The sequence below is a fragment of the Pseudoduganella sp. HUAS MS19 genome (assembly GCF_053615455.1).
Map to the genome: position 1 here is coordinate 4,084,745 of NZ_CM132133.1, position 12,271 is coordinate 4,097,015.

The window sequence follows — 12,271 nt, forward strand, 5'->3', positions numbered from 1 at the left end:
AAATGGCTACTTCTGTCCCCACCTACGATCCCAAGACCACGGCTGCCCAGCTGGCGCAGATGTATATCCAGGGCCGCCAGTCGATGCTCGATTCGCAGTCGACGGCCGCGACCCTGATCGACAAGGCGCTGACCAAGCTCAGTTCTGCGCTGGGCACCTTCCGCGCCTCCCTGTCGAGCACCACCTCGTCCGGCTCGGTGGTGGCCAATAAGGCAAGCTTCAGTTCCGATGTCGGCAGCGCCACTGCCTCTGCCACGGCGGCGGCCGGCAATTACCAGTTCTATGTCGAGCAGTTGGCCACGGTCGGCCAGGTGTCCTACAGCGGCGTCACCGATTCCAACGTGGTGGGCGCGGCTGCCGGCACGCTGTCGGTCAAGCTGGCCGACGGCAGCAGCTTCACGGTGAACCTGGCCAATGGCGACAAAGACTTGAACAATGCGCTGAGCGCGAAAGAGATTGCCGCGGCCATCAACCTGGAAGCGAGCAATAATTCGCGCGTCACCGCCTCCACCCTGACCGTCAATGGCCAGACCCGCCTGGTGCTGACCTCCAATGTGACCGGCCAGGCCAATGGCGTGGCCGGCATCGACGTCGCCAACCTCGGCGACCCGGCCCTGCAAGCCCAGCTGGGCGATGGCAACCGCGTGCTGCAGGCCGGCACCGACGCCGTGGTGTGGGTCGGCGCCCCGGGCGGCGACCCGGCCAACAAGATGACGCAGGCGTCCAACACGTTCAACGTGGTGGACGGCGTCGCGATGACCTTCACCAAGGCGCAGACGGGCGGCGTGCCGGTCACGCTGAGCGTGGCGCGCGACAGCAGCGCCACCGCCACCAATGTGCAGAATTTCGTCGACCAGTGGAACAAGATGCTGGCGGCACTGGGCGAACTGACGGCCACCGGCGACCCGACCAAGGGCACCGCCGGCGGCATCTATGCTTCCGACGCCGGCATTGCCTCGCTGAAGTCGCGCATGCAATCGCTGCTGCGCACCTCGGTGGGCGGCCTCAGCCTGGCCAATTACGGCGTCACTGCCCAGCGCGACGGCACCCTGGCGCTGGACAAGACGCGCCTGGACAAGGCGCTGACCACCAATCCGACCGGCCTGGACGCCATCCTGGGCAAGGCCGGCACCACGCCCACCGGCGTGCTGGGCAACCTCGACACCCTGGTCGGCAGCTGGACCAAGGCCGGCACCGGCCAGTTGGCCAGCCGCAAGGATGCCAACGCAAAACTGCAGAGCCAGCTGGTGGCCCGCCAGGCCGTGCTGGAAACCCAATACGACAACGCTTACAAACGCTACCTGGCCCAGTTCACCCAGCTGCAAAGCCTGCAGTCCCAGATGAGCGGGACGTCCAGCATGTTTGAAGCGATGTTCAGCAAATCCGATTCCTGAAAGCCTTAAACAATGGATCACGACGCCTACGGCAGCTATCACGCCACCAACCTGGAAGCACAGACGGCCCGCGCCACGCCGATCGAACTGGTGCTGGTGCTGACCGACGGCCTGCTGGAAGAGCTGGCCCGTGCACGCGGCCACATCGTCGGCAAGCGCTACGAGCAAAAGGCGCTCAGCCTCGACAAGTGCACGGAAATCATCAACGGCCTTGCCAGCTCGCTCGACTTCGAGCAAGGCGGCGAGGTGGTGGCCAACCTGGGCCGCCTGTACGACTATTGCGCTGCCCGCCTGTACCGCGCCGGCGTGGACATGGACCCTGCCGTCATCGACGAAGTGGTGGGCCTGCTGACCACGATCCGCGCCGGCTGGCAAGGCGTGCACGACAAGCATGGATAGGCATGGCACGCTGCTGCAGCTGGCGCAGCAGCTGAGCGCCGCCACTGCCGCCAGCGACTGGGCGGCGCTGGCGGCGATTAACACTCTGATGGGCTCCACCCTGCCGACGCTGGCAGCGCAGGGGGCGTGGACGCCGGCCGAGCGCGCAGCGCTGGCGGCGCTGCGTGATCTACACCTCGCGGCCGTGGCGCGCGTCGATAGCGCCACCGCCGAGACGGGCCAGCACCTGAACGATATGACCAACAACAGAGAGGGCTGGCTTGCCTATGCCCTCGACAGCGGCAACGCTGCAACCGGAACCTGAGCATGATCAAGCTGCCTGCGGCGCCTGCCGCCTCCATCCCGTCCGCCAGCGGCGCGGCCGGCCTGCCGCCGCCCGCCGCCAACGGCGCCGCGGCGGCCGATGCCGCCCCTGCCGGCGCCGTCGCTGATAGCGCTGCCGCGGGCAACGCCCCGGGCGTACTGCTGGACGTTGCCGCCGCCATCGCGCCGGCCCCCTTTGGCACCCTGCTGGACGCCATGGCCGGCATGGCCAGCGGGGAAGAAACCACGCCGCCGGCCGGCAAGCAGGACGACCCGGCTGCCGCCGCCCAGGCGGTGGCTACCATGCTGCCCGCCATGGGCAGCTTGCCGCTGGCTGGCGGCGTCCCGGGCGCCACCCCGGACAGCGTGGCAGCGGTCGCCGCCGCCCTGACCGCCCCAGCCGTCAAGCCGGCTGCCAACGATCACGCCATGCTGCTGCGCCAGCAGGCCCAGGCCAGCGCCCTGACCGCACGCGACGCCGGCGCTGCGGCTCCCAGCGACGCGGCAGCAACGCCTGACGCCGCCCTGCGCGACGCACGTGCCGCCATGCTGGCCGCGGCCACCCGCCCGGCCGTCAGCCCGGCCGTGAGCCCGGCCGTGAGCCCGGCCGTGAGCCCGGCTACCAGCCCGGCGCTGCCAGGCGCGGCGACCACCGCGAGCCCGCGCAGCGCCGCCAGCGAAGTGCTGGCAGCCGCGCTGAACGCCGCGCAAGGCCAGGCCGCCGACAGCAGCGCCGCACCGATTGCGGCCAAGGACAGCGCCAGTCTGCTGGCCGACAGCCAGCGCCAGCCAGCCGATGCCGGCGCCCTGCCCGGCTTTCGCAGCGTGCTGGCCAACGCTGCCGCGCCCCAGCCTGGCGAAGCGCTGAAGCTGGCCGGCAGCCCGGAGCAATGGCAACAGCCGCTGCGCGCCGCGCTGGGCGACCGCCTGCAACTGCAACTGGCACGCAATGACGAACGGGCCGTGATCCGCCTGGAGCCACCCAATATGGGCAGCGTGGAAATTTCCGTGCGCCACAGCGGCGGCGCGCTGCAGGTCAACATCGCCGCCAGCCACAGCGAAGTGCTGCGCCAGCTCAACACCATTGGCGAGGCCGTGCGCCAGGACCTGTCGCAGCGCCAGTTCGGCGAGGTGGCCGTCACGGTTTCGGCGAGCAGCGCGCGCCACCTGGCCGATGGCGGCCAGCAGCAACGCCAGCAGGATGCACAGCAACAACGCGAGCAGCAGCGCCAGCCAGGCCGCGCCCTGGAAGACGCCGAGGCCGGCACCACCACTTTTGCCATGTTGGGCGAACGGGAGTAAGCATTAGATGAACAAAAAACTGGTTCTGATCGCAGCAGCCGTGCTGCTGGTGGGCGCAGGCGCCGCCGGTGGCGCCGTCTGGTTCATGAAAGGCAACAGCGCCCAGCCAGCCAAGGCCGCCGTGGAAGAGAAAAAGCCCGGCGAGCCGCTCAAGTACCTGACCATTGAGAAAGTCATTGTCATGCTGCGCCGCCAGCCGGGCGACACCGTGCCGCACTATATGTCGGCCGACCTCGTCATCTCGACCACGCTCAAGCAGGAAAAGGAAGCCAAGGAAGCCCTGCCCATGCTGCGCAGCGTTGCCGTGCGCGCCCTGTCGGCGCTGCCGATGGAAAAGGCGTCGATGATGACCATTGACCAGTTTGTCGAGGAATTGAACAAGGCTTACGATGAAGCCTATGCCAAGGAGGCGCGTGAGCGCCCCTTCGAACAGGTAATGATCGGCAAGTTGATCCTGGAGTAAGGCCATGGGCTTGGTGGACACGGTAGCAGCGCCATATGCCGACAGCTACGGCGCCGTCAGCGTCGCCGACGAGCAGAAGCACCTGCTCGCCTATGCGCCGCTGGTCAAGCGCATCGTGCGCCAGCTCAACTCCCAGGTCCAGGGCGCGATCGACCGCGACGACATGGAACAGATCGGCCTGATGGGCCTGCTCGAGGCGCTGCGCCGCTACGGCGAGCCCGATGCCGGTTTCGGCAGCTACGCCGCGCTGCGCGTGCGCGGCGCCATCCTCGATGAACTGCGGCGGCAGGACTGGCGCCCGCGCGCCGTGCGCCAGCAAAGCCACAAGATGCGCGACGCGGTGCGCGAACTGACGCGCAAGCTGGGCCGCGAGCCGGGCGAACAGGACATCATGACGGCGCTCGGCCTGGATGCCGAGGGCTACCAGGCCTACCTGCTGGACGAAAATGCGGAAACCATCGCCAGCTTCGATGAAATCCTGCAAGACACGCTGGCCGACACCGGCAGCGTGGCCGGCCCGGAAGAGCAGCTGATGATACGCCGCAGCCTGGAGCAGGCGCTAAATGGCCTGGACGAACGCGAGCAGCGGGTGATCCAGATGTACTACGAATTCGAGCTCAGCTACAAAGAGATCGCCGCCGTGCTGGACCTGACCGACGCCCGCGTCTGCCAGTTGAACAAGCAGGCGCTGAACAAGATGAAAGCGGTGCTGGCGGCCTGAGCCGCAGCCCACCCGGAAATACCAAGCGAAAGGCATAAACCATGCAGCAACTATTCGGCATCATGATCGTGTTTGGCTCGGTGTTCGGTGGCTACGCCATGATGGGCGGCCATTTCACCGCGATCTGGCAGCCGCTGGAACTGCTGGTGATTGCCGGCGCCGGCCTGGGCGCTTTCATCATCGGCAACCCGCGCCACGTGCTGACCGAAACCAACACCCAGCTCAAGCACCTGATGTCGCGCAAGAAATACGACTCGGAATTCCAGCGCCAGCTGCTGCTGCTGATGTATGAGCTGCTGCAACTGGCGGCCGGCGGCCTGAAAGCGCTTGATGCCCACGTCGAGGCGCCGCGCGAATCGCCGCTGTTCCAGCGCTATCCGCTGATCCTGGACGAACCCAAGCTGCTGGCCTTCATCGTCGACAACTTCCGCCTGATGGCCATGGGCAAGATCAACGCGCACGAGCTGGAAGGCGTGCTGGAGCAGGAACTGGAAGCGATCCATGAGGAACTGACGCAGCCGGCCAAGTCGCTGGGCAAGATCGGCGAAGCGATGCCCGGCTTCGGTATCCTGGCCGCGGTGCTGGGCATCGTGATCACCATGGGCACGGTGGGCGAAGGCGCCACCTCGGCCGAAATCGCCGAACACGTGGGCGCGGCCATGGTCGGCACCTTCATCGGTATCTTCTTCTGCTATGGCGTGCTGGACCCGATCTCGAACATGCTGAAGCAACTGATCGCCCAGGAAGCCTCGACCATGGAATGCGTGAAGGTGGTGCTGGTGACCCACGTCGCCGGCAAGCCGCCGCTGCTGGCCATCGACGCCGGGCGCCGCCTGGTGCAGCTGAACATCAAGCCAAGCTTCGCCCAGCTCGAAGGCTGGATCAATGCAATGGAAGGCGGCGACGAACCGGAAACGACGTCGCGCCGGGGAGGTGGCCGTGCTAAAGCCGCATGACAAGCACCACGAGCAAACCATCGTCAAGCGCGGTGGCGGCAAGCACAAGCACGACGACCATGGCGGTGCCTGGAAGGTGGCCTTTGCCGACTTCTGCCTGGCCCTGATGTGCCTGTTCCTCGTGTTGTGGCTGATGGCCGTGCGCAATACCGAATCGCTGGAGCACATCATGACCCAGTCCGACGGCAGCAAGACCGACGTCGGCAAGGGCGTGATGCCGGAGCAGATTGGCGGCCCGCGCGGCAGCCTGATCGAGCGCTTCCCGATGCCGCGCACCGGCAACAGCGACGTCGACGGCAATTCCACCGCAGGCTACAACAAGAGCCCGTCGCAGACGGCGGAGCAGCGCGTGCGCTACGAGTCGCCGGAAGACTTGAAGCTGCTCTCGCGCACCCTGGCCCGCATGAGCCAGGATGCCGGCCTGGCCGCCAACTTGGAATCGGTGGTGACGCCGTACGGCTTGCGCGTGATGTTGCACGATACCGACAGCCAGGGCATGTTCGTGCGCGGCTCGGCGATCCCGACCGACAAGTTTGCCCGCCTGTTGCAGGACATGGGGCCGCTCTTCGCCAAGATGGAAAACCAGATGCTGATCGTCGGCCATACCGATTCGTCGCAGTATGCCGACACCAGCCACAAGGCCTTCTCCAACTGGAACCTGTCCAGCAACCGCGCCATGTCCGCGCGCTCCCAGCTGCTGGCCGGCAGCATGCCGCAGGACAGCGTGCTGCAGGTGGTCGGCATGGCCGACCGTGCGCCGCTCGATGCCAAACGGGCCGATGCTGGCGTCAACCGCCGTATCGAATTGCTGATCCTGACCACCACCCAGGCGCAAGCCATTGCCGATATGTTTGGCATGCCGGACAGCAAGACTGCTATCATCCGGGAATCGGATTTGCCCGAACCCGGCCTGTTGCAGCAATTGCGACAACAACTGCTGCCTGGCAAGGGGAAGAGCAATGGCAATTAACGTTAAGTCAAGAGGAAACCGTATGAGGATTTCCGGTTCCACCCCTGGCACCCCGGTGCAGACCGTCGCCGACAGCGCGCCGGCCGACGCGGCGCGCCCGAGCGCCGCCCCGGCCGCCCAGCGCGAGCTGGAGTCGGCCGTGCTGCAGCCGGCCATGAAAGCCATGCAACAGATGGGCGACATCGACCACGAGCGCGTGGCGCAATTGCGCGACGCCCTGGCCAAGGGCGAACTGCCGTTCGACGCCGGCAAGCTGGCCGGCCTGATCCAGAAATTCCACCGGGGCGAGCCGTGAGCGAGCTGTCCAGGCAAGAAGCCATGAAGATGCTGCTCGACGGCATCAAGGCGGACTTGCAAAGCTACCAGCACATGCTGGACCTGATTGCCCAGCAGTTTGAAGCGGCCATCCGCCACCAGAGCGAACGCCTGGGCGAAATCGCTAAAGAAATCGGCGCTTTGGTCGATGTGCTGGAAGCGCGCCGCGCCCAGCGTGTCGACCTGGCGACCCGCCTGGTCGGCCCCCAGCCGTCCATGGAACAAGTGTTCACCCTGCTCAAGCCCGAAGCGCGTGCGCGCCTCGAAGCCGACTGGGCGCAACTGGAAGGCATGGTGCAGACGGCGCGCGAAATGGGCCGCCGCAATGCTGACCTGCTGGCGGAGCAATACACCATCATGCAGCGCGTGCTGCATGGCGACGATCAAACCTATGAGCCGGTCTGAATTCACGCCTTTCCGGGCCTTTACGCAAGCGACGGCGCCGACCCGGGCCACGGCAGCGACCGTGAGCAATATGAGCGCCACGCGCCCGGCGCTGCCGGCGCCGTTCAGCCCTGCCCTGGCCGCCAATGCCGGCATGGCGGGCCGGGCCGGCACGGGCGCTGCCGGCGGCGCCACCTTCCGCCAGGTGCACGCTGACGTTGCGCGCTACATTGCCGCCGCCGAGGCGCCGTCCGCTGCCGCGCCAAGCGCCGGCAGCGCCCTCAGCGCCGACGGCGCCGCGCTGCGCGCCCGCCTTGCCGCGCGCGCCATTGGCGGCAGCGACGCGGCCGAAGGCAGCGTGCCCGGCGCAGCCCAGCAAGCCTTCCTGGCAGCGATCCGCCCGCACGCCGAAGCGGCGGCCGCCCGCCTCGGCGTGGCGCCGGAACTGGTGGCCGCCCATGCCGCGCTGGAATCGGGCTGGGGCCGCCATGCCCCGGGCAACAATATGTTCGGCATCAAGGCCGGCGGCAGCTGGCAAGGCGCGGTGCAGGCCCTGGCCACGCTGGAGGTGGAAGACGGCGTGGCGCACAGCCGCAACGAACGTTTCCGCGGCTATGGCGACTTGGCCGCTTCCTTCCAGGACTATGCCGGCCTGCTGCTCGACAATCCGCGCTACCGGCGCGCCCTCAACACCGGCAGCGACGCCCAAGCGTTCGCCCTGGCGCTGCAGGCCGGCGGCTATGCCACCGATCCCGCCTACGCCGACAAGCTCGGCCGCGTGGCAGCGAGCATCAAGGCAGGTCAGCAGGCTCGACCGTCCCAGCCTCAATAACGCGCGCCCGGATCTGGGTGCCGCTGCTGTTTTTCACCCGGATGATGGCGCCGCGCGTGCCATTGTCCAGCGCTTCTCCCGCCATCGACACCTCGATCTGCTCGCGCCTGGCGACGATGCGCACCTGGTCGCCGCGCTTGACCAGTTGCGGTGCCGTCAACATGTTCGGCCGGATCACTTCGCCGGCCCGGATGCTGCGCCGCGCAGCCATCCCTTCCAGTTCAGCCAGGTCGGAAAAAGCATCGGGAATCAAGGTGATATCGTGGCGCACCCGCAACAAGTCTATAGGCGACAGAATTTTTCCGGAAATTAAATCGGTGGCAGCAACTGCAACGTTTGCCGAGACCTTGCCCTTGGCAAGGAACTCATAGCGCCACCCTTGCAAGCTTGGGCAAATGACCACGAAGCGCATGCGTGCAATGCCGCGCCGGTCCAGGCTCTCGACCCGTGTTTCAGAGGGACAGGCCGGAATCACGCGATTCGTCCTTACCACTTCGACATCGAACTTGGGCGCATCCCAGCGTTGACTTTCTGCATTGTTTTTCAATTGATTTTCTGCAGCTAGTTTCACTTTGCTTAGCAATTCCTCCATTGTTGAAGCAGTTGCAACACGGCAATTTAAAATTCCTATGAGCAATAGTCCAGCAAAAACCTGTACAATAGGATTGTTGGGCATGGGCAATACCTTTAGTATGTAATTTCGCTGGGACATTACCAGAGGAGAGTAACAATGGCCATAAATTTCAAGGACGCCCTGGGTTTGCATGCGGATGCACTGCAACTGCATGCAGAGCGCACGCGCATCCTGGCGTCGAACATCGCCAACGAGAATACGCCGGGCTACTCGGCTCAGGATATCGACTTCAAGGAGTCGCTGGCGCGCGTCGAAGCGCAGCTGTCAGGTGAGCCTATCCTCGATGGCGACGGTGAAACCAAGTTCCGCGTGCCCTACCACCCCAGCGGCGACGGCAACACCGTCGAGATCGGGGTCGAACAAGCCGCTTTCTCGCAAAATGCAACTGACTTCGCAACCAGTTTGACCTTCATCAACATGAAGCTGCGCGGCATCGCCAAGGCCATCAACGGCCAGTAACTGCCGGAAATACCACTGATCCAGGGGGAGACCCATGAGCTTTAAAGACATTGCGCAAATTGCCGGTTCGGCGATGGCGGCGCAGACAGTGCGCCTGAATACCGTTGCCTCCAACCTGGCCAATGCCGACTCCGTGGCCGGCAGCGAAAGCGAAACCTACCGCGCCCGCAAGCCGGTATTTGCCACCGTCATGGACGACAACCTGAGCGCAGCGGCCGGCGGCCGGGTGCAGGTGCTGGACGTGGTGGAATCGGCCGAGCCGCTGCGCAAGGTGTACGAGCCGGGCAACCCGCTGGCCAATGCCGACGGCATGGTGTTTTACCCGAACGTCAACCAGGTGGCCGAGATGACCGACATGATGTCGGCGTCGCGCGCTTTCGAAACCAATGTGGAAGTGCTGGGCCGCATCCGCGGCATGCAGGCTTCCCTGCTCAAACTCGGTGAATCCTGATGGAAACCAACCTGTTCACTAACGCAGCGGCGCAAGGCAGCAACCCGGCCGGCGTGGCGCTGAACGGCGCCTCCAGCGAGGGCCGCGACATGTTCACCAAGCTGCTGGTGGCCCAGATCCAGAACCAGGACCCGCTGTCGCCGCAAGACCCGGCCCAGTTCGTCCAGCAACTGACCCAGCTGTCGCAGACCGAAGCGCTGCAGAACCTGGCCAACCTGACCACCGCCAACGCCTCCGTGCTGCAATCGATGCAGGTGCTGGCGATGGGCGCCCAGGTCGGCTCCGACGTGATGGTGCAGTCAAGCCAGGTGAGCATCGACGGCCGCAAGGTGAGCGGCGAAGCCACGCTGGGCAGCAATTCGGCCAAGACCAGCCTGGTCTTGACCGCCGGCAACGGCCAGCAGTACGAGGTGGTGATGGGCACCCTGCCGGCGGGCACCCACCAGTTCACCATCGACCCGGCCAAGCTGGGCTTGCCGGCCGGCACGTATTCGATGCGCATTGCCAGCGAGAGCAACCCGGCCGCGCCGCTGGCCGTGCTGGGCCGCCTCGACAGTGTCCAGGTCGGCGCCGCCGGGAGCGTTACCGTCAAGATTGATTCGGTGGGCGAAGTATCGCCTTCCGCCATTACCGCATTCCGGGGCAAAACCCCGACTTCCGCTATTTAACGAAAGGTCCGCGCCATGAGTTTCGATATCGCTTTGTCCGGCATCCAGGCCATCAACGAGCAACTGGGTACGATTTCCAACAATATCGCCAATGCCGGGACCTACGGCTTCAAGTCCAGCCGGGCCAACTTCGCCTCGCTGCATGCCGGCGCCCAGCCGACCGGCGTGCACATCGGTTCGACCACCCAGTCGATCGCCCTGAACGGCGGCATCCAGGCCACCAACCGCGGCCTGGACGCCCTGATCAATGGCCGCGGCTTCTTCGTGGCCAAGGATTCCACCGGCCAGACCAACTACACCCGCGTCGGCATCTTCAACAAGGATGCCACCGACTTCCTGGTCAACAGCGCCGGCGCCAAGGTGCAGGGCTTCCAGCTGACCCCGCCTAGCATGGTGGCCGGCCCGATGGGCGACATCAAGGTGCCGACCAATCTGCTGACCGCCAAGGCCACCACCAATATCGATTTCGTCGCCAATATGTCGGCCGACTGGACCGTACCGACCGGCAATATCACCACCAAGCTGCCGGATGCCACCGTCAGCCCGCCCGTGGTGCCGGACGCCAATATGTACAATATGTCCAAGGTCACCGTGGTGCACGACTCGCTGGGCAATGAGCACACCGTGACCCAGTATTTCGTCAAGGACGTGGCGGCGCGCACCGTGCGCGTGTATGCGGCGGTGGACGGCACCGACCTGGGCGCCGCCGGCGGTTCGCCGTACACCCTGGTGTTCGACACCAACGGCCAGCTCGACCTGGCGGCCAACCCGCAGGGCGCCGGCACCTCGTACGCCCACAACCTGACCTTCACACCCGCCCCGGCGGCCGCCATGACGGTGGACCTGGACTACACCGGCACCACCTTCCAGAAAGGCGAGTCGACCACCTCCACCAACGCCGCCGACGGTTATGCGGCCGGCAGCTACGTGGGCGTGGAACTGGACCAGGCCGGCAACGTGGTGGCCAAGTATTCCAACGGCGAAAAGCAAGCCATCGCCCGCCTGGCGATCGCCACTTTCCCGGACGAGGATGCGCTGACCCCGGTCAACGAAACGTCCTGGACCGCCAACGTGCAATCCGGCAGCGCCAACCTGTCCGAAGCCGGCCAGGGCGTGGCCGGTGCGCTGACGGTCGCCTCGCTGGAAACGTCCAACGTCGACGTGACGGCGGAACTGGTCAGCCTGATGACGTCGCAGCGCAACTACCAGGCCAACTCCAAGGTCATCACTGCGGAGAACCAGATGCTGCAGTCGCTGATGCAAGCCCTGTAAGCGAGGCCAGCTGAATGGACGCGCTGATCTACACCGCGATGAGCGGCGCCGAGCGGGCCATGCGTGGCCAGCAGGTGCATGCCAACAACCTCGCCAACCTCGACACCAACGGCTTCCGCGCCAACCTCGAGCTGGCGCAGGCGGCCAAGCTGCCCGGCTACGGCTACGACGACCGCCATATGTCGCAAGTGCAGTCGAACGCCGTGACCGACCGCCAGGGCGCGCTGCGCCAGACCGGCCGCGAACTGGACGTCGCCATTTCCGGCCCCGGCTACTTCGCGGTGCAGGGCCCGAGCGGCGAAGCCTACACCCGCGCCGGCGCCATCACGCTCGATGCCGATGGCGCCATGACGGTCAACGGCATGCCGTTGCTGGGCGAAGGCGGCCCGATCACCCTGCCGGTGCATCGCAAGGTCGAGATCGGCCAGGACGGCACCGTGTCGATCCTGGGCCCGACCGCCAATGCCGAAATGCAGGTGATCGACAAGCTCAAGCTGGTGCGCGCCGAAGCGGCCGAGCTGACCAAGAACGAAGCGGGCTTGCTGGTGGCGCGCGATGGCCAGCTGCTGGCCGCCGATACCACGGTGCAGGTGCGGGCCGGCCACCTGGAAGGGGCCAACGTGACTGCCATCGAAGAAATGGTGGCCACCATGAGCCTCAACCGCACCTTTGAAATCCAGATGAAATTGTTCAAGGCCGCCGACGACATGACTTCGGTCGGCAACAAACTGATTAGCGGCTAACAGGA

17 protein-coding genes are annotated in these 12,271 nt (G+C 65.8%); 16 read left to right on the forward strand and 1 reads right to left on the reverse strand.

Going from position 1 to position 12,271, the window contains the following annotated elements; genetic code table 11:
• The first annotated feature begins 2 nt into the window (after positions 1 to 2).
• Genes fliD through ACWBU6_RS18470 form a run of 11 tightly spaced genes read left to right on the forward strand, consistent with a single transcriptional unit; the run spans position 3 to position 8,039 of the window.
• On the forward strand, positions 3 to 1,394 hold the full coding sequence (fliD, locus tag ACWBU6_RS18420) for a flagellar filament capping protein FliD (protein WP_452644846.1): 1,392 nt from the start codon (positions 3 to 5) through the stop codon (positions 1,392 to 1,394).
• Positions 1,395 to 1,406: 12 nt separating this feature from the next.
• Entirely contained in the window at positions 1,407 to 1,793 is a 387-nt protein-coding gene (gene fliS / locus ACWBU6_RS18425) for a flagellar export chaperone FliS (RefSeq protein ID WP_090436437.1), read from the forward strand.
• Positions 1,786 to 2,097: a hypothetical protein gene (locus ACWBU6_RS18430; protein WP_452644847.1), complete on the forward strand. Its 312-nt coding sequence runs from the start codon at positions 1,786 to 1,788 to the stop codon at positions 2,095 to 2,097. Before fliS ends, ACWBU6_RS18430 begins: the two co-directional genes overlap by 8 nt.
• Positions 2,098 to 2,099: 2 nt before the next feature.
• Positions 2,100 to 3,398 carry a flagellar hook-length control protein FliK gene (locus tag ACWBU6_RS18435; protein ID WP_452644848.1) on the forward strand — a complete coding sequence of 433 codons (1,299 nt, stop codon included), beginning with the start codon at positions 2,100 to 2,102 and terminating at the stop codon, positions 3,396 to 3,398.
• A gap of 7 nt (positions 3,399 to 3,405) precedes the next feature.
• On the forward strand, positions 3,406 to 3,861 hold the full coding sequence (locus tag ACWBU6_RS18440) for a flagellar basal body-associated FliL family protein (protein ID WP_452644849.1): 456 nt from the start codon (positions 3,406 to 3,408) through the stop codon (positions 3,859 to 3,861).
• A 4-nt stretch (positions 3,862 to 3,865) separates the two neighbouring features.
• The gene (locus ACWBU6_RS18445) at positions 3,866 to 4,582 is read left to right on the forward strand and encodes a FliA/WhiG family RNA polymerase sigma factor (RefSeq protein ID WP_452644850.1); all 717 of its coding nucleotides are present in this window, start codon (positions 3,866 to 3,868) and stop codon (positions 4,580 to 4,582) included.
• A gap of 41 nt (positions 4,583 to 4,623) precedes the next feature.
• Entirely contained in the window at positions 4,624 to 5,538 is a 915-nt protein-coding gene (gene motA / locus ACWBU6_RS18450) for a flagellar motor stator protein MotA (protein WP_452644851.1), read from the forward strand.
• On the forward strand, positions 5,522 to 6,508 hold the full coding sequence (locus tag ACWBU6_RS18455; RefSeq protein WP_452644852.1) for a flagellar motor protein MotB: 987 nt from the start codon (positions 5,522 to 5,524) through the stop codon (positions 6,506 to 6,508). Before motA ends, ACWBU6_RS18455 begins: the two co-directional genes overlap by 17 nt.
• Positions 6,509 to 6,530: 22 nt before the next feature.
• Complete coding sequence (flgM, locus tag ACWBU6_RS18460) at positions 6,531 to 6,803, forward strand: flagellar biosynthesis anti-sigma factor FlgM (RefSeq protein WP_452644853.1); 273 nt, start codon at positions 6,531 to 6,533, stop codon at positions 6,801 to 6,803.
• 23 nt (positions 6,804 to 6,826) lie between these two features.
• Positions 6,827 to 7,228 carry a flagellar export chaperone FlgN gene (gene flgN / locus ACWBU6_RS18465; protein WP_452644854.1) on the forward strand — a complete coding sequence of 134 codons (402 nt, stop codon included), beginning with the start codon at positions 6,827 to 6,829 and terminating at the stop codon, positions 7,226 to 7,228.
• Entirely contained in the window at positions 7,215 to 8,039 is an 825-nt protein-coding gene (locus ACWBU6_RS18470) for a glycoside hydrolase family 73 protein (RefSeq protein WP_452644855.1), read from the forward strand. Before flgN ends, ACWBU6_RS18470 begins: the two co-directional genes overlap by 14 nt.
• Here the strand turns inward: ACWBU6_RS18470 and flgA are convergent.
• Positions 7,999 to 8,715, reverse strand: coding sequence for a flagellar basal body P-ring formation chaperone FlgA (gene flgA / locus ACWBU6_RS18475; protein WP_452644856.1), 717 nt, complete (start codon positions 8,713 to 8,715; stop codon positions 7,999 to 8,001). The two genes, ACWBU6_RS18470 and flgA, sit on opposite strands and share 41 nt — an antisense overlap.
• A gap of 54 nt (positions 8,716 to 8,769) precedes the next feature.
• Between flgA and flgB the strand changes: the two genes are divergently transcribed.
• From flgB to flgF, 5 genes are read left to right on the forward strand one after another with little or no spacing between them, the layout of a single operon-like run.
• On the forward strand, positions 8,770 to 9,132 hold the full coding sequence (flgB, locus tag ACWBU6_RS18480; protein WP_452644857.1) for a flagellar basal body rod protein FlgB: 363 nt from the start codon (positions 8,770 to 8,772) through the stop codon (positions 9,130 to 9,132).
• 34 nt (positions 9,133 to 9,166) lie between these two features.
• A complete protein-coding gene (gene flgC / locus ACWBU6_RS18485) occupies positions 9,167 to 9,583 on the forward strand; it encodes a flagellar basal body rod protein FlgC (protein ID WP_452644858.1) in 417 nt (138 codons plus the stop codon).
• On the forward strand, positions 9,583 to 10,251 hold the full coding sequence (locus tag ACWBU6_RS18490) for a flagellar hook assembly protein FlgD (RefSeq protein ID WP_452644859.1): 669 nt from the start codon (positions 9,583 to 9,585) through the stop codon (positions 10,249 to 10,251). Before flgC ends, ACWBU6_RS18490 begins: the two co-directional genes overlap by 1 nt.
• Before the next feature lie 15 nt (positions 10,252 to 10,266).
• Positions 10,267 to 11,523, forward strand: a complete 1,257-nt coding sequence (locus ACWBU6_RS18495) for a flagellar hook protein FlgE (RefSeq protein ID WP_452644860.1) — start codon at positions 10,267 to 10,269, stop codon at positions 11,521 to 11,523.
• Between the two features lie 14 nt (positions 11,524 to 11,537).
• Positions 11,538 to 12,266, forward strand: coding sequence for a flagellar basal-body rod protein FlgF (flgF, locus tag ACWBU6_RS18500; RefSeq protein WP_452644861.1), 729 nt, complete (start codon positions 11,538 to 11,540; stop codon positions 12,264 to 12,266).
• Positions 12,267 to 12,271: the final 5 nt, after the last annotated feature.